19 protein-coding genes and 1 other RNA gene are annotated in these 21,415 nt (G+C 52.8%); 5 read left to right on the plus strand and 15 right to left on the minus strand.

Translation table 11 applies throughout. From position 1 onward, the window contains the following. Positions 1–1,317 (minus strand): Xaa-Pro aminopeptidase, encoded by a 1,317-nt coding sequence (gene pepP, locus ACMV8I_RS14075; protein WP_498865833.1) that lies wholly within the window; start codon positions 1,315–1,317, stop codon positions 1–3. Between the two features lie 56 nt (positions 1,318–1,373). Further along, positions 1,374–1,946, minus strand: a complete 573-nt coding sequence (locus tag ACMV8I_RS14080; protein WP_498865834.1) for a YecA/YgfB family protein — start codon at positions 1,944–1,946, stop codon at positions 1,374–1,376. Between the two features lie 261 nt (positions 1,947–2,207). Here ACMV8I_RS14080 and zapA point away from each other — a divergent pair, with 261 nt between their 5' ends. The 3 genes from zapA (at position 2,208) to ACMV8I_RS14095 (ending at position 3,422) form a co-directional block, all read left to right on the plus strand. After that, positions 2,208–2,537, plus strand: a complete 330-nt coding sequence (gene zapA, locus ACMV8I_RS14085; RefSeq protein ID WP_034793021.1) for a cell division protein ZapA — start codon at positions 2,208–2,210, stop codon at positions 2,535–2,537. A gap of 65 nt (positions 2,538–2,602) precedes the next feature. Continuing rightward, a non-coding RNA gene (ssrS, locus tag ACMV8I_RS14090) (6S RNA) lies at positions 2,603–2,786 on the plus strand. A 39-nt stretch (positions 2,787–2,825) separates the two neighbouring features. Continuing rightward, positions 2,826–3,422: a 5-formyltetrahydrofolate cyclo-ligase gene (locus ACMV8I_RS14095; protein WP_498865835.1), complete on the plus strand. Its 597-nt coding sequence runs from the start codon at positions 2,826–2,828 to the stop codon at positions 3,420–3,422. A gap of 117 nt (positions 3,423–3,539) precedes the next feature. On the opposite strand, the gene serA is transcribed toward ACMV8I_RS14095, so the two are convergent. Together serA and rpiA are read right to left on the minus strand one after the other, a co-directional pair. Next, positions 3,540–4,778 (minus strand): phosphoglycerate dehydrogenase, encoded by a 1,239-nt coding sequence (gene serA, locus ACMV8I_RS14100; protein WP_498865836.1) that lies wholly within the window; start codon positions 4,776–4,778, stop codon positions 3,540–3,542. A gap of 396 nt (positions 4,779–5,174) precedes the next feature. Beyond that, positions 5,175–5,837, minus strand: a complete 663-nt coding sequence (rpiA, locus tag ACMV8I_RS14105) for a ribose-5-phosphate isomerase RpiA (RefSeq protein ID WP_498865853.1) — start codon at positions 5,835–5,837, stop codon at positions 5,175–5,177. A gap of 213 nt (positions 5,838–6,050) precedes the next feature. On the opposite strand from rpiA, the gene ACMV8I_RS14110 reads away from it, so the two are divergent. Beyond that, the gene (locus tag ACMV8I_RS14110; RefSeq protein ID WP_498865837.1) at positions 6,051–6,953 is read left to right on the plus strand and encodes a LysR family transcriptional regulator ArgP; all 903 of its coding nucleotides are present in this window, start codon (positions 6,051–6,053) and stop codon (positions 6,951–6,953) included. Between the two features lie 36 nt (positions 6,954–6,989). Here ACMV8I_RS14110 and ACMV8I_RS14115 read toward each other — a convergent pair whose 3' ends face one another. Next, positions 6,990–7,883, minus strand: coding sequence for a LysR family transcriptional regulator (locus ACMV8I_RS14115; RefSeq protein WP_498865838.1), 894 nt, complete (start codon positions 7,881–7,883; stop codon positions 6,990–6,992). 106 nt (positions 7,884–7,989) lie between these two features. On the opposite strand from ACMV8I_RS14115, the gene ACMV8I_RS14120 reads away from it, so the two are divergent. Next, entirely contained in the window at positions 7,990–8,817 is an 828-nt protein-coding gene (locus tag ACMV8I_RS14120; protein ID WP_498865839.1) for an SDR family oxidoreductase, read from the plus strand. Positions 8,818–8,874: 57 nt separating this feature from the next. Here ACMV8I_RS14120 and ACMV8I_RS14125 read toward each other — a convergent pair whose 3' ends face one another. The 10 genes from ACMV8I_RS14125 to ACMV8I_RS14170 form a co-directional block, all read right to left on the minus strand. Continuing rightward, positions 8,875–9,594 carry an oxidative stress defense protein gene (locus tag ACMV8I_RS14125; RefSeq protein ID WP_498865840.1) on the minus strand — a complete coding sequence of 240 codons (720 nt, stop codon included), beginning with the start codon at positions 9,592–9,594 and terminating at the stop codon, positions 8,875–8,877. 99 nt (positions 9,595–9,693) lie between these two features. Next, on the minus strand, positions 9,694–10,311 hold the full coding sequence (gene argO / locus ACMV8I_RS14130) for an arginine exporter ArgO (protein WP_498865841.1): 618 nt from the start codon (positions 10,309–10,311) through the stop codon (positions 9,694–9,696). Positions 10,312–10,487: 176 nt separating this feature from the next. Next, entirely contained in the window at positions 10,488–11,393 is a 906-nt protein-coding gene (gene mscS / locus ACMV8I_RS14135; protein WP_498865842.1) for a small-conductance mechanosensitive channel MscS, read from the minus strand. Between the two features lie 131 nt (positions 11,394–11,524). Then, entirely contained in the window at positions 11,525–12,793 is a 1,269-nt protein-coding gene (locus tag ACMV8I_RS14140; protein WP_498865843.1) for an MFS transporter, read from the minus strand. Positions 12,794–12,853: 60 nt separating this feature from the next. Then, positions 12,854–15,952 carry a beta-galactosidase gene (locus ACMV8I_RS14145; protein ID WP_498865844.1) on the minus strand — a complete coding sequence of 1,033 codons (3,099 nt, stop codon included), beginning with the start codon at positions 15,950–15,952 and terminating at the stop codon, positions 12,854–12,856. A 140-nt stretch (positions 15,953–16,092) separates the two neighbouring features. Further along, a complete protein-coding gene (locus tag ACMV8I_RS14150) occupies positions 16,093–17,175 on the minus strand; it encodes a LacI family DNA-binding transcriptional regulator (protein ID WP_498865845.1) in 1,083 nt (360 codons plus the stop codon). Between the two features lie 134 nt (positions 17,176–17,309). Beyond that, positions 17,310–18,389: a class II fructose-bisphosphate aldolase gene (fbaA, locus tag ACMV8I_RS14155; RefSeq protein ID WP_498865846.1), complete on the minus strand. Its 1,080-nt coding sequence runs from the start codon at positions 18,387–18,389 to the stop codon at positions 17,310–17,312. Positions 18,390–18,516: 127 nt separating this feature from the next. After that, positions 18,517–19,680 (minus strand): phosphoglycerate kinase, encoded by a 1,164-nt coding sequence (gene pgk, locus ACMV8I_RS14160; RefSeq protein WP_498865847.1) that lies wholly within the window; start codon positions 19,678–19,680, stop codon positions 18,517–18,519. A gap of 71 nt (positions 19,681–19,751) precedes the next feature. Continuing rightward, the gene (gene epd, locus ACMV8I_RS14165) at positions 19,752–20,768 is read right to left on the minus strand and encodes an erythrose-4-phosphate dehydrogenase (RefSeq protein WP_498865848.1); all 1,017 of its coding nucleotides are present in this window, start codon (positions 20,766–20,768) and stop codon (positions 19,752–19,754) included. 495 nt (positions 20,769–21,263) lie between these two features. Beyond that, a partial coding sequence (locus ACMV8I_RS14170; protein WP_498865854.1) for a transketolase-like TK C-terminal-containing protein occupies positions 21,264–21,415 on the minus strand: 152 nt, incomplete at its 5' end.

The following is a 21,415-nucleotide window of genomic DNA, read 5'->3' on the forward strand; positions in this document are numbered from 1 at the left end:
TTATTTCCGTGCCGCCGCCATCAGCGCTTCAATGTCATCGGCTTCTTTAACGACGTCGCCAGTGAAAATCTCAATGCCCGTGGCGGTGATCAGAATGTCGTCCTCGATGCGGATACCAATGCCGCGATAGGCTTCTGGTACATCGGCATCTGGCGCGATATACAGGCCCGGCTCAACGGTCAATACCATGCCGGGTTCCAGCGTACGGCTGCGATCGACGCTGCCATAATGGCCAACATCGTGCACATCCATCCCCAGCCAGTGCGATAAACCATGCATAAAGAACGGGCGGTGCGCCTGCTCGATGAACAGTGTCTCGACGTCGCCGCAGAGGATCCCCAGCTTCACCAGCCCTGCGATCATCACGCGGACCGCAGCTTCGGTGGCTTCCTGAATACTGCTCCCCGGACGCAGAACGTCCAGCGCTTTATATTCAGACGCCAGCACAATGTCATAGATTTCACGCTGCTCTTTACTGAATTTGCCACTGACCGGGAAAGTGCGGGTGATATCACCGGCATAGCCCTTATATTCACAACCGGCATCAATCAGTACTAAGTCGCCACTGCGCAGTTCAGATTCATTTTCGGTGTAATGCAAAATGCAGCCGTTTTCACCGCTGCCGACGATGGTGTTATAGGAAGGATAACGCGCGCCGTGACGGGTGAATTCGTGATGAATTTCGCCTTCAAGATGGTATTCAAACAGACCTGCGCGGCATTTTTCCATCGCACGGGTATGGGCCTGGGCGGTGATTTCACCGGCGCGACGCATGATGGCAATCTCGGCAGGCGACTTGAACAGCCGCATTTCATGCACGATGGGACGCCAGTCAATGACGGTGTCTGGCGCGGCCAGGTTCTTACGGAAACCGTTGCGTAGGGTGTCCAGCGCGCGGTTGACTATCTCGTCCGCATAGGCGTAATAACCTTGTGCGTGGTACACCACGTCAAGGCCGTTCAGCAGAAGGTGCAAGTGATCGTTGATGTCGTCAAACGGCAGGGCTTTATCGACGCCCAGCTTTACCGGTGCCGCATCCTGACCAAGACGGCGACCAAACCAGATCTCCGCCGTCAGATCGCGTACGCGATTGAAAAGGACGCTGTGATTATGGTTTTCATCACTCTTCACCAGGATCAGCACCGCTTCTGGTTCGTTAAAACCCGTCAGATACCAGAAATCGCTGCTTTGACGGAAAGGATATTCACTATCGGCATTACGTGTTGCTTCTAGCGCGGCGAAAATAATGGCGGCGCTGCCCGGCGCCATCTTGGCTAATAGCGCCTGACGACGATTCTGGTATTCGTGCAAAGTCATCTCACCTTCTCCTGAAACCGTTTTAGTTCATGGTTATAAAGCCATTCATGAAGAACTTAATGCAATGTGCGTGGACTTTCCGGTGCCAGCGGATGGCTGTGGCTGAATTCGCCAAAGCACAGAATCGCGGCAACGCGGACGTATTCGACCACCTCTTCGAGAGACGCGGCCAGTTGCTCCTGATCTTCATCTTCTTCATAGCCAAGCTGCGCGATGCTGCGCAGGTCGTCAATCGCTTCACCGACTTCGCCTTTCACTTTGGCAAGTTTCGGTTGCATCATGCCTAAGCCGAGCAGGTAATGGTTAACCCATCCGGCAAGCGCATCAGCGCGTTCAAAGATTGGTTTTTCGTCATCAGGCATCAGCATTTTGAATTCAAAGCTGTCATCTTCCAGCGTATCTGCGGTGATTTTTCGCAGTTGTTGCAGTAAGTCAGCCAGCGTATGCGGGAACGCCATACCTTCATTGGTCAGATCATGGACCAGCGTCAGCCAACTGCCGTCACGGTTGCCACCGCACAGTAGGCCGCTGATCAGCCCGTGCATTTCTGCTGCCGTCAGGGCGACTGATTGTTGTTTCAGTGCGCTTTCCAACGAATCATAAGTAGGATAAGTATTATCAATAGACATGCGTATTCGCCATCGTTGGCCGGTTAAGTTCGTGTTATGCTACCACCAAGGTCAGTCGTAGTACCAGATTAGCAGACCAGCGAACGGCAGTTGTTAAGCCTTACTTTGGCCGGCAAATGCACTGGACAAATATCCAGCACTTAGTTCGTTATAGGGTTGTAACCTGGTATTGAGATAGTTATAGTGAAGTCGCTTCCAACATCCTGTGTCGAGACACAGTGCTCAGGTTGGGGCGGCGTTCAAAGAAGGCAGGAAGGTGGCATGTCTGCACAACCAGTAGATATTCAAATTTTTGGCCGCTCGTTACGAGTGAATTGTCCGCCAGAACAACAAGAAGCATTGAACATGGCTGCTGAAGATCTTAATCAGCGGTTGCAAGATCTTAAAGTTCGCACTAGAGTCACCAATACAGAGCAATTAGTTTTTATCGCGGCACTGAATGTGTGTCACGAACTTGCTCAGGAACGGTTGAAAACCCGTGATTATGCCTCCAATATGGAACAACGTATTCGGATGCTGCAACAGACCATAGAGCAGGCATTGCTCGAACAAGGTAAGATCTCTGAACGTGAAGGGGCACCTTTCGAATAACTGCAATTTACGAATAACTTAAGGGGTTGATTCGCTTGTCACAGGCAGTCAGCAACGAGTAAAAGAATTCTCTGAGATGTTCGCCAGCGGGCCCGTCCCCTGAGCCGATAATTAGTACCAACAGAATGTGATGATCCGTAATCGGTGCGCATGCTCGGCCCGTCCGAGAAGCCTAAAGACTGCGACAGCGCGTTCACCTTGAACCATGGGTTCAAGGGTTACAGCCTGCGACGGCATCTCGGAGATCCCCTCTTTCTTCCCGGTACAATCCTTTTGGTTCTTGTATCTATGTCGCACACTCCTCAGCATGCTTTAACCAGACAAACGCTTCGAACTGAAATCCGCCAACGCAGAAAAAGTCTTACCCCCGAACAACAATCCCATTTTTCGCATCAGGCCGCTCAACGCGTTGCCTCACACCCGCGCATTAATGTAGCCTCAACGATCGCAGTGTTTCTCTCTTTTGATGGCGAACTCGATACCGCACCGCTGGCCTTACGTCTGTGGCAGGACGGCAAGCAGCTTTGTCTGCCGGTATTACATCCTTTCAGCCCCGGTAATCTACTGTTTCTCCGCTACACGCCAGAAACGCGGCTCATCCGCAACCGGCTGAAGATACTCGAGCCGCAGTTAGACGTCACACAGGTCGTCCCACTTTCGCAACTGGATATTATTCTGACGCCGCTGGTGGCTTTTGATCAGCATGGCCAACGCTTGGGCATGGGCGGCGGCTTCTATGACCGCACGCTTGAGCACTGGCAGCATGGCGGACCCTATCCAATTGGACTGGCGCATGATTGTCAGCAGGTCAGTGACTTACCGGTGGAGAAGTGGGACGTGCCTCTGCCCGAGGTTATTACCCCTGGCAGAGTGTGGAAGTGGTGAATAAAGACCAGCAAAAAGGCGCCCGCAGGCGCCTTGAAAAAATCTATCGATGTTGATGTTCTATAAATCCTTCGAGTGGCAGCCAACGCCGCTATAGCTCGAAGTATGACCAGCATATTAGTACAGAAGACGTGCGCGGATGGTTCCCGGTATTGCCTTCATCAATTGCAGTGCGTCGGTCAGTGTAGCAACGTCTGTCTCGGCGTCGATGACCACATAACCAATTTGTGGGCTGGTCTGCAGATACTGGGCGGAGATATTGATGCCCTTCTCGGCGAAAATCTGGTTGATGCTGGTCAGCACGCCTGGGCGGTTTTCGTGAATATGCAGCAGACGGCTGGCGCTGGCGCCATGCGCTGGCAGCGACGCTTCCGGGAAGTTAACCGCTGACAATGTTGAACCGTTGTCAGAGTACTTCGCCAGTTTGCCTGCCACTTCCAGACCGATCCCTTCCTGCGCTTCCATAGTGGAACCACCGATATGCGGCGTCAGGATCACGTTATCAAACTCGCACAACGGCGACAGGAACGGGTCGCTATTGGTGGCCGGTTCCTCAGGGAATACGTCGATAGCCGCGCCGGAAATATGCTTGCTGCGCAGCGCATCGCACAGAGCAGGAATATCAATCACCGTGCCGCGCGAGGCGTTAATCAGCAATGCGCCAGGCTTCATCTGCGCTAACTGGTCAGCGCCAATCATGTCTTTGGTATTTGCCGTTTCAGGTACGTGCAGCGTGATCACATCGCTGGTTTTCAGCAGTTCATTCAAACTCGCAATCGGCTGCGCATTGCCGAGCGGCAACTTGCTTTCAATGTCGTAGTAGAACACCTGCATGCCCAGGCCTTCCGCCAGAATACCGAGCTGTGTACCGATATGGCCGTAGCCAATGATCCCAAGACGTTTGCCACGTGCTTCGAACGAGCCAACCGCCAGTTTATGCCACACGCCACGGTGGGCTTTGGCGTTGGCTGAGGGAATGCCACGTATCATCAGCAACATTTCGCCGAGCACCATTTCGGCCACGGAACGGGTATTGGAGAACGGCGCATTGAATACCGGGATCCCGCGGCGGGTAGCGGAATCCAGAGCAACCTGGTTAGTACCGATACAGAAACAACCCACGGCAATCAACTTTTCAGCCACGGCAAAAACATCTTCAGTCAACTGGGTACGCGATCGGAGTCCAACAAAGTGTGCATCACGAATCGATTCTTTCAGCGATTCGACATCCAAAGCACCTTTGTGAAATTCAATATTGGTGTAACCCGCTGCGCGGAGTGAATCAACCGCACTTTGGTGGACGCCTTCCACTAACAAAAATTTAATCTTGTCTTTCTCGAGTGATACTTTTGCCATTTCCCGACCCTATTTTTCTGACTGACGATGTTTGCGACCGACGATTTATTACTTCTGACGTGGCGACCTTAAGGCTGTAACACAGCCAACATAACAAAAAATTCGCCATCATCAATACAAACGATTGCCTGTTGCCCAGCAGAAGGCACAGCCAGCGCAGGGCTTTTTAGAATTTAATGCTGGGTAAGAAAAACGGGGCCGGATGATACCGAGGTATGAAAGAGAAACGTGACATAAGTCACCAAATTTAGGCTTTTGAAGAAAAGATGATTCAACCGGAAAATTATCATATTCATAACATTGAGTTATAACCGCATACAGACTGGCTGCGTCAGAAACCACGCAGCCAGATCTTCTGCTTATCAAGTATCAGGCTAAAAACCGCCTGGGCATCAATTATTTCAAAGTGACGGTTTTTACGCCTTCAGCAGTGCCCACCAGCGCGACATCTGCGCCGCGATTGGCGAAAAGACCCACCGTCACCACGCCGGCAATGCCGTTAATCTTATTTTCCAGTGCGATGGCGTCGAGGATGGACAGATTATGCACATCCAGAATGATGTTGCCGTTGTCGGTCAGCACATTCTGGCGATACTCCGGCAGGCCACCGAGCTTAACCAACTCACGCGCCACGTAAGAGCGCGCCATCGGGATCACTTCCACCGGCAGCGGAAATTTACCCAACACGTCTACCTGCTTGGAGGCGTCGATAATACAGATGAATTTCTTGCTAATGGCTGCAATGATTTTTTCGCGGGTCAGCGCGGCACCGCCGCCTTTTATCATCTGCATCTGTCCGTTGATTTCGTCAGCGCCATCGACATACACCTCGAGCTCGTCCACTTCATTGCTGTCAAAAACGTGAATGCCGAGGCTTTTCAGTTTGGCGGTGGATGCATCTGAACTTGATACCGCGCCTTCAATCTGATGTTTGATAGAGCCGAGTGCATCAATAAAATGAGCTGCCGTAGAGCCGGTGCCAACACCAACAATAGTGCCGGGAGTGACATAATCCAAAGCGGCCCAACCGACAGCTTTCTTTAATTCTTCCTGAGTCATCATGGCTTCTCTGCTCTGTGATCGGAGGGTTTCGTGGAAGTAACAGTGCCAGTGATTATAATGCAAGTCCTCTAAAATTGGGTCATCCGGATCCGCGCCAGATCACACTTATCATCTCATTCATCCGATCACCGTGAAGATTTTGTCCGCCACTAAAGCGGCAAATCTATGGCATAGTATTTGGATAAATCAAATCCAGGAGACAGAACTCCGATGAAACGCCCAGACTATAGAACGCTGCAAGCACTGGACGCGGTGATCCGCGAGCGCGGTTTCGAGCGCGCGGCGCAGAAACTTTGCATCACTCAATCGGCGGTATCTCAACGCATTAAGCAGCTCGAAAATTTATTCGGCCAGCCATTGCTGGTCCGTACGGTGCCGCCCCGTCCGACGGAACAGGGACAGAAGTTGCTGGCGCTGCTGCATCAGGTAGAACTGCTGGAAGAGGAGTGGCTGGGTAATGACAGCGGTACCGACAGCAATGACACGCCTCTGCTGCTGTCGCTGGCGGTCAATGCCGATAGCCTGGCAACCTGGCTGCTGCCGGCGCTGAAATCCGTATTGGTTGACTCCCCTATTCGCCTCAATTTGCAGGTAGAAGACGAAACTCGCACGCAAGAACGCCTGCGCCGTGGTGAAGTCGTTGGTGCGGTGAGTATTCAACCCCAGCCTCTGCCGAGCTGCTTGGTGGATCAACTGGGCGCGCTGGACTATTTATTCGTCGGCTCGAAACCCTTTGCCGAGCGCTATTTCCCTAATGGTGTCACCCGTAGTGCGCTGCTGAAAGCGCCCGCAGTCGCCTTTGACCATCTCGACGATATGCATCAGGCTTTCCTGCAACAGAACTTTGATCTGTCACCGGGCAGCGTACCGTGCCATATCGTTAGCTCGTCAGAAGCCTTCGTGCAGCTGGCTCGTCAGGGCACCACCTGCTGTATGATCCCTCATCTGCAAATTGAAAGAGAACTGGAAAGCGGCGAACTGATCGACCTCACGCCGGGCCTGTTCCAGCGCCGGATGCTGTTCTGGCACCGCTTTGCGCCGGAAAGCCGCATGATGCGCAAAGTGACCGACGCATTGCTGGCGCATGGCCACAAGGTGTTGCGTCAGGACTGATTTACCGCAATAACCGTCCGGCAGGATGGAAGCATTTCACCGACTCTTCTCACGGAGCAGATCGATAAAGGCTCTCAGGCTCGCTGGCACATGTCGGTTACCGGAGAAATAAAGAAACAGCCCCGGGATCACGGGGCACCAATCTTCAAGCACCGCCACCAGACGTCCTTCATTAAGCGCAGTATGCACATAAGTTTCTGGCAAATAAGCAATACCCAGTCCGTCTGAAGCCGCTTCCAACATCAGTTGGGTATTATCCAGCGTCAGTATCCCCGGCACATCGATAGCCACTTCATGCCCATGATAGCGAAATTCCCACCGGTAGCGTTTACCACTTGGCAGCCGTTGTCTTAAACACTGATGGGTGGCCAGCTCGTCAGGCGTTTCAGGTGCCGGGTGAGTCGCCAGATAGCCAGGGGAAGCCACAGCGAGAAACCGCATATCCGCGCTCATCCGGATCGCTATCATATCCTGCGGCACTGCCTCCCCCAGCCTTATACCCGCATCAAATCCCTGTTCGACGATATCCACCAGCCGCCCTTCAGCCACGAGATCAAGTGACACGTCGGGGTAACGCACCATAAATTCGGGCACGATATTACGCAACAGCAAACGGATAGCCCCTTCGCTGCCGTTGATGCGTAATTCCCCCATCGGTCGTCCCTGCTCTCCGGCAACATCTCCGATCACCGCATCAAGATCACCCATCAGAGGAGCAAGGCGTTTCAGAAAACGATCCCCTGCCTCGGTGAGCGACACGCTACGCGTAGTCCGGTGAAGCAGTCTCGCATTCAGGCGATCCTCAAGCCCACGCACCGTGTGGCTGAGCGTGGATCGGGTCACTCCCAGCAGATCGGCCGCACGTCGAAAACTTCGGTGCTCGGCTACGGCCATGAATGCTCTTAATTCAGCAAAGGTAGGTTTATTCATTGGTGTTTTATTTTCATCTATTCATGCAGTTTACTGGGTATTAACGCAACAATAACATTGACCTATCCTCAATGCCGGACATTTAACTTATTTGATGATGGGTAACATGACAAAAACATGGTTTATTACGGGCACATCCACCGGTCTTGGCCGCATTCTCACCGAACGATTACTGGAACATGGTGACCGGGTGGTAGCTACGCTGCGCAAACCAGGCGCGCTGGATCAGCTGCTTAGAAAATACGGCGATCATTTGCATGTCATCATGCTCGACGTGACCGATACTCAGGCAATCAGAACGGCCTTAGCGAAAGCTTTCTCCCGCATGGAACGCATTGATATTGTGGTAAACAATGCAGGGTACGGCCTGTTCGGCGCCGGTGAAGAAGCCAGCGACGAGCAAATTGAGAGGCAAATCGCGACGAACCTAGTGGGGTCGATTCAGCTTATTCGCGCCGCGTTACCCCATCTTCGTGCGCAGGGTGGTGGGCGAATTGTGCAGGTTTCATCAGAGGGTGGGCAGATCGCCTATCCAAACTTCAGCCTTTATCATGCGACCAAATGGGGTATCGAAGGCTTTGTGGAATCCATAGCTCAGGAGGTTGCACCTTTCGGTATTGATTTCCTGCTTATCGAGCCAGGCCCGACCGGAACGAATTTTGCCGATGGGCTGGACCATGCACAGCCAATGGCTTGCTACGAAGAAACACCCGCTGGGGATGTCCGCCGTGCCCTTTCATCCGGCGATTTTTCCATTAAGGGGGATGCGGTAAAAACGGTCGATGCGATGATCACCGCGGCCAACACATTGCAACCCCCTTTCCGTCTTGCGTTGGGGAGTTCGGCTTACATGTCGATCAGCCAGGCGCTGACGGAAAGGCTACGCGTACTGGAGGCGCAAAAAGAAGTGACGTTTTCAGTCGATCGGGACTGACGTCCGCAGGAAACAAAAAAACCGCCGCAGCGGTTTTTTCATACATTCAGACGGATATCAGCGCTGAATTTCGAACACCACATCAACCTGATCATCGAAGTGAATGCTCTGCTGCTCGTAGGTCTGAGCGGCATCGCTCTGGCCTGCGGCTTCCGCCGTTTTATACATACGCGCTACCGGCATTGGCTGGTAGTTCGCTACGTGGTAACGGATGCTGTAAACCGGGCCGAGTTTGGCGTGGAAACCTTCCGCCAATGATTTTGCCTGCTGTGTGGCGTTATCGATGGCTTTCTGACGCGCCTGATCGCGGAAGCTGTCCGGGTTTGCAACACCCAGTTCAACGGCGCGGATCTCATTCAGGCCGGAGCTTAATGCGCCGTCCAACAGATCATTCAGTTTGTCGAGTTGACGCAGCGTAACCTGGACTTGGCGCACGGCACGGTAGCCTTTCAGCTCACTGCTGCCATCTTTCAGGTAGTTATATTCTGGCTGAGTACGCAAGTTAGCGGCGTTAATATCTTTCTTTTCAATGCCGTTTTTTTGCAGGAAGGCAAAATATTCGGCCACACGCTGGTCAGCCTGTTTTTTGGCCGATGCGGCATCCTTGGCAGAAACGCTGACCTCAATCGCCAACGTCGCAATGTCCGGCGTTGCATCAACACTGGAGGTCCCTGAAGTGACCACATGTGGACCCGCAGGGACTTCAGCAGCCTGAAGTGCAGCAGGTAACGTTCCTAATCCCAACATTGCGACCATAGCCAATGCTTTCAATTTCACAGTGCCTCCTTTAATCATTTCAGATATGGCATTACGTTTGTTAACTGCAAAACCGTAGCATATTCGATGGCACCAGGAACTAAGATTAGTGACAAAATCTTAAAAAAGGCCGGTTTGCCGGGCAAGTTGCAAGGCGATACCCCACATGATCGCCCCCACGACAAAATTGATAATGCGCTGCACTTTCCCGGTGTTAAGCCAGGGTGAAAGCATCGCCGCGAGGATCGCCAGACCGAAGAACCACAGCATCGACGCCGAAACCGCGCCGAGCGCAAACCATGAGCGCTCATCGCTGCTGAGGCTACCGCCCAGGCTGCCCAGCACCACGAAGGTATCGAGATAGACATGCGGATTCAGCCAAGTGACAGCCAGCATACTGATCATGATTTTCCAGCGGCTTTGCTTCACCACTTCAGCCTGTGCCAGTTCGGGTTTTTTGCTCAAGGCGGTGCGAAATGCGCCCCAGCCGTACCACAGTAAAAAAGCCACACCACCCCAACTGACCACGGCCAACAGTGCCGGCGATTGGCTCAGCAAGGCGCTACCGCCAAATATTCCGGCACAAATAAGCACGGCGTCGCTGATGGCACATAGGGTGGCAATCATCAGATGATACTGTTTGCGGATGCCCTGATTCATGACAAATGCGTTTTGCGGCCCAATGGGTAAAATCATCGCAGCACTCATCGCCAATCCCTGCAGGAATATTGCCAGCACGTGGTTATCCTTAATCGGTTATAAAGGTGAATAACGCGCAGTGTATGTGAGCTCATGCATTAGCGGAAATTGATAATTCTAATCCGCCATTAGAATTTCTAATTTTGATTATCACCTGATGCAGCCACAAAAAAAGCGCCCGCAGGCGCTTCAGGGGTCATGCAGAAACGGCGATATTATTCCGCCACGCCTTTCTGTTCGATTGAACGCTGCGCTTCCTGCTGGCTGGTCGCGGCTGCGGCAACGCGGTACAAATGTACGTCCATCTGCGGATAAGGAATGTTGATATTGTTTTTATCCAGCGCGCGTTTGAAGGCTTCGAGCAGATCCCAGTTAACCTCCATCGCATCGCCATTGGTCGTCCAGACGCGCACCACGAAGTTAAGCGTTGATGCGGCCATTTCGTTCAACCGGACGGTGACACCCTTCTCATGCTGAATACGTTTGTCGACAGCAATAATGTCACCGAGGATCTTTTTCACCACGTCGATATCAGAGTCGTAACCCACACCGACGATGATTTCGGTGCGACGGTTCGGTTCACGTGAGGTATTGATGATATTGCCGTCAAGGATCTTACCGTTCGGCACCACAATCACTTTATCGTCGACGGTACGCAGCGTGGTAGAGAAAATCTGCACCTGCGTCACAGTACCCGCCACGCCGCCCAGATCGACATATTCACCGGCGCGGAACGGACGGAAAATCACCAGTAGCACACCTGCGGCAAAGTTGGACAGAGCCCCTTTCAACGCCAGACCAATAGCCAAACCGGCGGCACCGATAACGGCAATCACCGACGTAGTTTGTACACCAATACGTCCCAGTACCGCGATCAGGGTAAAAGCGATAATCGCGTAACGCACCATGGCAGCCAGGAAGTTGGAAACGGTCGGATCAATACCTCGCAGCGTCATTACCCGACTGACTGCGCCAGAAAGTATGCGTGCAATGATCAAACCGATGATCAAAATGGCAATAGCGGCCACGACGTTCACCGCATAATGCAGCAGTAGATCTTGATTTCGCACCAGCCAGTTGCCAGCATTGTTAATGCTACCCACAACGTTCAAATCATCCATTTAAGTATCCCAAAATAGTACCCTGACGGGTTGCAAGAAACCAAAACTGCCCGATATACGGGCAGCAAGTGGTATTAAGGTTAACTAACAATGCGATGAAGTTCCAACCTCGGCGTTAAGACCGCTGTAAATTAGGAATTTACGCGGCTACTTTTTAGTCTGTCAGGCGTTTTGAATGCCTGGAAAGGACCGCGCCCGGTCAGCGTAAAGGCTGAGATCACCGTGAAGGTCAGCGCCACCAGTCCGAGGATCAGATACGTGCTGTGAAAACCAATTCGGTCATACATATTCCCGGCGAAAACTGACATAAATATAATGGCCAACTGCTTGAAAAAGCAGAACGTCACCAGATATATCGTTGCAGAAAAACGCACTTCAAACACCGACGTAATGTATTTGAAGCAGCCGACAATCAGGAAGGGCACTTCAAACATGTGCAGCGTTTTCAGCACCACGACTTCCAGCACACTAGACGCAAAGGAGGAGCCGATGATGCGAACGGACATGATCGCACCCGCCAACAGCAGCGCATTTTTCCCGCCGATGCGGTTCACTATCAATGGCGCGAAGAACATGATACAGGCGTTCAGCAGCTCGCCCATGGTGGTGACATAACCGAATACGCGCGTACCTTCAGACGAGGAATCAAAGAACGAAGTGAAGAAGTTGGCAAACTGCTGATCGAACACGTCATAGGTGCAGGAGACACCGATCACGTACAGCGCCAGGAACCACTGTTTGCGGTCTTTGAGCAGTTCGAGAGCAATCTTCAGACTGAAAGGTTTGGTATTAGCACCCAGATCGTTTGCCACCCGCGCACTGGAGGTGACTTCCGGTTTGGCAATCAGCAACAGAATGGCGAGGATCACCGCACAACCCGAGCCGAGCCAGAACACAAACTCGTTATTGATGGTAAACATGATGCCAACCACTGACGCACATAGCGCCCAACCAACACAGCCGAACATCCGCGCACGGCCAAATTCAAAGCTACTGCGGCGGCTGACTTTCTCGATGTAGGCTTCAATCGCAGGCGCACCGGCGTTGTAAATCAGGCCGAGATAAATCCCGCCGACCACCGATCCCAGATAGATATTCACTTTCAGCAACGGGCCGAACACGTAGATAAAGAACGGCGCAAACAGGATCAGCATTCCGGTGATGATCCACAGCAGATGCTTTTTCAGCCCCAGCTTATCCGAGAGTAAACCAAACACCGGCTGGAACAGTAATGAGAACAGCGAAATGCTGGCGAAGATAATCCCGGTATCACTTTTGCTGATCTGATTAATGTCGTGCAGCCAGATCGGGAAGAACGGGAAATAGGCACTCATGATGAAAAAATAGAAAAAGAAGAACAGCCCGAACATCCAGAAATTGGTATTTTTCATGTAATTCATTTGCAGTTTCCTTACGACTGAATGCTGCGCCGCAGCGTATTAACGCCACGGCGCGGGATGTCAGATGCGTTTCCAGGTGAAGGCGTAATGGTACTGACCGGCGGTCAGCAGGAAATCCGGGCTGACGCTCGGGCTCCACGAATCATCGCCGCCGACCCCCATATGGAAGCCGTCGATGTTCAGCCAGGTGCCCTGCTCTTCACGCAACAGGTGGCGATGGCTGGTGTCCATCAGCTGCTGCAGGCTGTAGCGGCTCAGGCCAAAGTGGAAATTACCGCGCAACTGCCACCCGGCGTAATCCAGTTCGCGGGTGTCGCCGCGTAAACCGCTTTCGGTCGGGAAGACGTACGGCGTGTACAACGCGTCCAGCGGCAATGTCCAACGGCCGTGTTGCGCAGCCAGACGACGATCCGGGTAGTTTTCATGCGGCCCCAGCCCCAGCCAGCTTGCTTCCTCTGCGGTATCAGCCAACTGACAGGTCATCCCGATCCGACCAGGTGACGGCACGTTTGAAGCGACGCGCACGTCGACGTCGATATGCAGTTCGCCCCGATTGTCGATGCGGTAAATTTTGCGGCTCAGTACCCGCGTTTCGTCGCCCGCCATAAAAGCGTGTGAAGTGGCGATCTCAACGCTGTCCTGCAACTGATCGGCCGAAATGGTTAACAAACGGGATTCCAACTGGTACATAGCGGCGGCTTTCCAGCGTTCTACCCACGCATTCGGATCGATGCGGGTGACTTCGCTGACGCCGATGTCGTTATCCACCGGCGCGCGCACGAACTGATCGCGAAGCGCAGAGAGCAACCGCGGCGTTTTTTCATCAAACCACTGCTCCAGCAAACCGCTTTGCCGACTGAACGCCCAGCGCTGTAAGCCATGTGATACGAAAATCTGATCACCCTGCATATCAAGAACCGGTACGGCAGCCGTAGTTTTTTCAGGCACCGGCAGACTCAGCGCCTGCGGCAGTTGCCACTGATCCCACGCGCTGCGATGACCAACCTCCGACCAGGCGGTCGCCTGTGGTTGGTGCACGGCAACATTCAGCCACAAATCGCCTTCGGCTGGCGGGATCGGCCCAAGTTCCAGCATCTGAGAGCCGTTCGGTGTAATATTCAGCACGGCATCACCGTGTGAAATCAACTCGCCGTCGCGCTCAATGCGCCAGACCAACTGCTCGTTATCGCTGTGGCGGAACAAGTATTCGCTTTGAATTTGCAGCGTTAGGGGCGCGGTGCTAACCAGTGTGAACTGGAAGAACTGCTGTGCGCGCTGCGCTTCAAACAGTGACGGATGCGGCGTGCGGTCGGCGAACACCAGACCGTTCATGCAGAACTGACGGTCATTCGGCATATCGCCAAAATCGCCGCCGTAGGCCTGATAGCGAACACCATCATCACCGGTTCGGGTCAGGCTTTGATCGACCCAGTCCCAGACGAAACCGCCCTGCAAACGCGGGAACTGGCGGAAAGCTTTCCAATATTGATCAAAGCCGCCAAAACTGTTGCCCATGGCATGTGCGTATTCGCACAAAATTAGCGGACGCGTTTCGCCCGGCATGCTGATCCACTTTTTAATCGACCATTTGGGTACGGCCGGGAACGGCTGATCCTGCTCCACGCGGGAATACATAGGGCAAATAATGTCGGTTGCTGCGCTGTTGGCGCCGCCGCCTTCGTACTGCACCGGACGAGTCGGGTCGACAGATTTAATCCAGCGGTACATCGCGTCATGGTTCGCGCCGTGGCCAGATTCGTTGCCCAGCGACCAGATGATGATGCACGGATGGTTTCGGTCGCGCTGAACCATGCGGGTAACGCGCTCGCTGTAGGCGTTGAACCAGACAGGATCGTCTGATAAGCGGTTCATCGGCTGCATGCCATGGGTTTCGATATTGGCTTCATCAACTACGTATAGGCCGTACTCATCGCAAAGCCGGTACCACAGCGGATGGTTGGGATAATGCGAGCAACGCACTGCGTTGAAGTTGTGCTGTTTCATCAGCACAATGTCGCGGCGCATGGTTGCTTCATCCATCACCTGACCGTTTTCAGGGTGATGCTCGTGACGGTTGGTTCCGCGGATCAGTACCGGCTGTCCGTTCACTTTCAGCAGCCCGTTACTAATTTCCACCTGACGGAAGCCGACATTGCAGGCTTCCGCTTCGATTAACTCGCCGTTTGGCGAAATCAGAGAAATCACCGCACGGTACAACGCAGGCTGCTCGGCGCTCCATAACGCAGGCTGGCTGACCGGCAGACGCACGGTAGTTTTGTCGAATGCATTGCCGCGTTCGTCGATGGTTTCGCTGCCGAGTAGCTGCCGATGTTCTGCGATTGCGTTGTCACCCTGCCAGAGCTGAACGCATACCTGATAATCTGCGGCCGTTTCTTGCGGCACAGCAGCGCTGACCTGCACTTCCAGCTCGGCCTGCGTGAAACCGTGGTAGAGATGCGTACGCACCTGATAATCAGTGATCTGCTCAGCCGGTTTGTGCATCAGGGTGACGTCACGGAAGATCCCGCTCATGCGCCACATATCCTGATCTTCCAAGTAGCTGCCGTCGCTCCAGCGCAGCACCATCACCGTCAGACGGTTTTCGCACGCGCGCAGCACACCGCTGAGATCAAATTCAGCCGGTAAACGGCTGTCCTGCGAATAACCGATCCACTGGCCGTTGCACCACAAGTAGAAAGCAGAATTAACACCGTTGAACACAATGCGCGTCTGCCCGTTGTTCAGCCATGTGTTATCAACATCGACTGTGAGCGAGTAACAACCGGTAGGGTTTTCTTCCGGCACAAACGGCGGATTTACTGGAATCGGATACTGAACGTTGGTATAAATCGGCGCATCGTACCCTGCAAGCTGCCAGTTCGACGGCACCTGAATCCGGTCAGCATCAGGTAAATCCTGTTGCAGCCACTGTTCCGGCACGGCTTCGGGACGGTTGAAGTAGCTGAATCCCCACTCACCGTTCAGGGAAAGAAGATGTGAAGAAACGTCATTCTGTCTGGCTTCGTCTGTATCCCGCCAGCTGTTGAAAGGCGGATGCGCGGCCAGGCGGTTGTACTGCGTCGATGCCGGCTTTTCCCAGTCACGACGGGCCAAAACCACAGCCAGCGATGACAGTTTTTCGCCCACTGATTTACTCATCGTTTATCCTCCACAAAAAATTGTTATGCGCTCACAATATGAATAAAGATGCGTAACACGAAGCAGTAAGTAAAGCGAAGGGAGGCAGGAAAGAGACGCGGATCACAGATTCCGCATCGATGCGTTCTGAGTTTTGAGAATTACAGCGAGCTGAGCTGACGCGCGATGCGGATCAGCTCCTGAGACAACGATTCCTGTGAAACATGTACTTCACCTGGTTTGGCCGTGGTATGGCGTTCGACCAGAGAGGTCGGCAGTAACAGTGATGACTGGCGGTGATCGCCGTGGGTATGCAGATGAGCGACCAGACGATTCACGCTTTCCTGCCCGAGCAGGCGGAAGTCCTGTTTGATGGTAGACAGCGGCGGGAAGAAAAATGCACTGTCTTCGGTATCGTCATAACCCATTATCGAGATTTGCTCCGGTACGCGCAGACCAAATTCATGGACTGCCCGCAGCACACCCAGCGCCATCTGATCGTTGGCGACCAGAATCGCCGTTGGCCGCACAGGCTGGTTCAGCAGTAACAATGCCTGCTGGTAGCCCGATGCTGCGCTCCAGTCACCGTGCTCAACCGCACAAGCCGCAATCTGGTGCTTCGCCAGCGTTTCAAGCCAGCCTTCATAACGCAGTCGCGCAGAAATTGATTCCAGCGGGCCACTCAGCACGGCGATGTGCTGATGTCCAAGTGACAAAAGATGTTCCACACCCTGCTCCGCCCCGCAGTGGGGATCGAACAGTATTTTGAACACATCAGCTTGCGGATCGACATCCAGAAACAGGGCTGGCAAGTTGCCACAAAGCTGAGCCATCGCAGCCGCATTGTCGTTCGATAACGGCACGTTGATCAGTATGCCATCAACACGCTGCGACATCAGTTCGCTCACCGCAGCACGGCAAGCGGTCAGGCTCAGGTTATCCGTCATCGAAATCACCACGTTAAACCCTAACTGGTTAGCCCGGGTTTTCACCGCAGAGGCGATTTGCGACGGGGCATGAAGCGCCAGGTCAGTGGTTGCCAGACCCAAGGTGAAGCTTTGTTTGCCTGCCAGCTGCTGCGCAACGCGGTTCGGCACGTAGTTGAGCGCAGCCATTGCCTGCTCAACTTTATTGCGCGTCTTCGACGATACGTGCGCTGCCTGATTGAGCACCCGCGAAACGGTCTGATAGGAAACGCCAGCGTGGCGCGCAACATCATCCAGGGTGACAGATTTTGGCTTCATGGCTCTCTCTTCGGGGATTCAGGCGAAAACGCTTATGGCGGAGGTATTGTGGCCGGAAAGCAGCCAATAAAAAAGGGGCCGAAGCCCCTTGATGATAATTATTACAATCTGGCCATAAGGTCAGATGAATGAAATTACAGACGGTCTACTGCGTTCAGCTCTTTGAATGCCAGTTCCAGACGCGTCACCATAGACGCCTGGGCAGCACGCAACCACACGCGTGGATCGTAGAATTTCTTGTTCGGCTTGTCTGCGCCTTCCGGGTTGCCAAGTTGGCCTTGCAGGTAAGCTTCGTTTTTCTGGTAGAAGTGCAGAATACCTTCCCAGTTAGCCCATTGGGTGTCGGTATCGATGTTCATTTTGATAACACCGTAGCCTACAGACTCTTTGATTTCAGCCGCAGTAGAACCAGAACCACCGTGGAACACGAAATTCAGCGCGTTGTGTGGCAGGTTGTGTTTCTTGCAAACGTAATCCTGAGAATCGCGCAGAATCGTTGGAGTCAGTTTAACGTTACCTGGTTTGTACACACCATGAACGTTACCGAATGACGCAGCGATAGTGAAGCGCGGGCTGATTGCGTTCAGTTTTTCGTAAGCGTAATCAACGTCTTGCGGTTGAGTGTACAGTGAAGAGGCGTCCATATGGCTGTTATCAACGCCATCTTCTTCACCGCCGGTGCAACCCAGCTCGATTTCCAGAGTCATGTCGATTTTTGCCATGCGAGCTAAGTACTTGCTGCAAATTTCGATATTTTCTTCCAGAGACTCTTCAGACAGGTCGATCATGTGTGAAGAAAACAGCGGTTTACCCGTTTGGGCGAAATGTTTTTCACCCGCGTCCAGCAGACCGTCGATCCATGGCAGCAATTTCTTCGCGCAATGGTCGGTGTGAAGAATAACAGGTACGCCGTAGTGTTCAGCCATATGGTGCACATGAAGTGCGCCAGAGATCGCACCCAGAATTGCCGCGCCTTGTGGCACGTCAGTTTTCAGGCCTTTACCTGCGATGAACGCCGCGCCACCGTTGGAGAACTGTACGATAACCGGTGCACGGACCTTCGCAGCTGCTTCAAGAACGGCGTTGATAGAGTCAGTACCTACACAGTTAACTGCTGGCAGCGCAAAGTTGTTTTCTTTAGCAATAGCGAAAACTTTCTGCACATCATCACCAGTGATGACGCCTGGTTTTACGAAATCAAAAATTTTAGACATGGTTCTTTGTCCTGTATCGTCGGCCGTAGATGGATTTGAATCGGTTTGCTATTTCGCCTGAGTTCCACTGAGCAGCCCCTCGCGCGAAATAGAAGACAGGGAGCATTATGCTGCCCTGTCAGGTTCATTACTTCTTAGCACGCTCTTCCAGCATCACGACCGCTGGCAGCTCTTTACCTTCAACGAACTCAAGGAATGCGCCGCCGCCAGTAGAGATGTAGTTGATTTTGTCAGCAATACCGAAGAGGTCTATTGCTGCCAGAGTGTCGCCGCCGCCTGCGATAGAGAAGCCTTCGCTGTCAGCAATGGCTTGCGCCACAATTTCGGTTCCTTTACGGAAGTTAGGGAACTCGAACACGCCAACCGGGCCATTCCACAGAATGGTTTTAGCGTTTTTGATGATCTCAGCCAGGCGGTAAGCAGACTCATCGCCCATGTCGAGAATTTGTTCTTCGTCTTTGATGTCTTTAACAGACTTCACGGTCGCCGTTGCGGTCTCAGAGAACTCAGTCGCGACGCGAACGTCTGTCGGAACTGGAATATCGCAAATAGTCAGCAGGCGTTTAGCTTCATCAACCAAGCTAGCTTCGTACAGGGATTTACCGACGTTGTTACCTTGTGCTGCCACGAAGGTGTTGGCGATACCACCGCCAACGATCAGTTGGTCAGCGATCTTGGACAGAGAATCCAGAACGGTCAGTTTGGTAGACACTTTTGAGCCACCAACGATAGCCACCATCGGACGAGCCGGGTTGTTCAGCGCTTTGCCCAGTGCTTCCAGTTCTGCTGACAGCAGCGGACCGGCACACGCGATAGGTGCAAATTTACCTACGCCGTGGGTAGAAGCCTGCGCGCGGTGCGCGGTACCAAATGCGTCCATCACATAGATGTCACACAGGGCAGCATATTTCTTAGACAGCGCTTCGTCGTCTTTCTTTTCGCCTTTGTTAAAGCGAACGTTTTCCAGAACGACCAATTCACCTTCAGCAACGTCAACACCATCAAGGTAATCTTTAGCCAAACGAACAGGAGAAGACAGTTTATCTTTCAGATAGTTAACAACGGGCAGGAGAGAAAACTCTTCGTTGTACTCACCTTCAGTCGGACGACCCAGATGCGAAGTAACCATTACGCGAGCGCCTTGCTTCAAGGCAATTTCGATGGTTGGCAATGACGCGCGAATACGTGCATCAGATGTCACTTTGCCATCTTTAACCGGCACGTTAAGGTCCGCACGGATCAGTACGCGTTTACCCGCTAAATCCAGATCGCTCATCTTAATTACAGACATGGTGAATCCTCTCGTTGATTCTCTTTAAAGTTGCTTGAGGGCACTTCCAGCCGGTGGCCAGAAACGCCGTACTAGAAACCGCTAGCGGACATTGCTAATGTTGTATCCAACATTCTGTTGGCAAAGCCCCACTCGTTATCGCACCAGACCAGCGTCTTAATCAGGTGCTGTCCACTCACCCGAGTTTGCGTACCATCAACGATGGCGCTATGGGGATCGTGGTTAAAATCTGTTGAGACTAATGGTAGTTCGGTATAGTCCACAATACCACGAAAAGCGCCATTTGCGGCCTTTTGCAGCAGTTGGTTAACCTCATCTACCGTCACACATCCCCCGACAAAAACGCTTAAATCTATCGCCGTGACGTTGATGGTCGGCACCCGTACTGAGATGGCTTCAAAGCGATCGCAGAACTTCGGCATGATGCGCGTAATACCGGCGGCAAGTTTGGTATCGACCGGAATAATCGACTGACTCGCGGCGCGCGTTCGGCGTAAATCCGCATGATAAGAGTCAATCACCGGCTGGTCGTTCATCGACGCATGGATGGTGGTCACCGTGCCGGATTCGATGCCATAAGCGTCGTCCAGCAGCTTAATAATAGGAATGATGCAATTCGTGGTACAGGAAGCGTTGGAGACAATACGGTGCTGGCGCTCGAGCAGGTCGTGGTTTACACCATAAACGACGGTGGCATCGAGATCGTGACCGCCAGGATGCGCAAACAGGATTTTCTTCGCACCCGCAGCCAGCTGCACTTCGCCATCTTCCCGACTGCCATAAACACCTGTGCAGTCGAGGACCACATCAACGCTTAACTCGCCCCAGGGTAGCCGGGAGGCGTCCGGTTGATGCAACAAACGGATGCTGTCGTCGCCGACATACAAGACTTCGCCCTCCTGACGCACGTCCCACGCGAAACGCCCGTGGCTGGAGTCATATTTTAACAGGTGAGCCATTCCTTCAGGGCTGGCCAACTCGTTGATAGCAACAACGCTGATTTCCGCCCGACGCCCGGATTCGTATAACGCGCGCAATACGCTACGGCCAATGCGGCCAAAGCCATTAATTGCAATACGTATTGGCATACCTCTCCCTGTTACACGGTGATCACCTTTTGGCGGTAACCCCTATAGTAATGCAGTGCGCAGTAACGGTGAATCATTCTCAACAACCTTTCTGACATGTCTGACCTTAAAAGGTTGCAACGACATCAGCACGTTCAATGCCCAAGCGTGAATTTGCACTCACAACAGCCAACTGAAACGGTTCAGCTGAGCATAAACCAAAGTGTCTATAAAAGGAATATTCTGCCTGCTTCTACCGCATTTTCGCATCAGTTCACAGAGAAAATCAGCAACACTAAACCGCGTTTTACTGCAACTTCACCTTGAGACCGCGTTTATGCCACTCTTTCCCATACACCGACAACATTAAACAATAATTTAGAAACCAGAGTGTAACCGGGGCGGCTATTTCGCAGTTTGACCTATGTCATTTGCGGTGAGAAATGGGAGATGGATCATAAGTTGGAGCAATAAAAAAGGCACCCGATGGATGCCTTCAGATTTCTCTAATTCAACTTACTTCAATAACGCCTGAGCTTGCGCCACAACGTTTTCTACCGTGAAGCCAAACTCTTTGAACAGCTCTTCCGCCGGGGCTGACTCGCCGAAGCTGGTCATACCCACCACTGCGCCGTTCAGGCCAACGTATTTGTACCAGTAGTCAGCGA

The sequence above is a fragment of the Ewingella sp. S1.OA.A_B6 genome (genome assembly GCF_049889095.1).
Classification (GTDB): domain Bacteria; phylum Pseudomonadota; class Gammaproteobacteria; order Enterobacterales; family Enterobacteriaceae; genus Ewingella.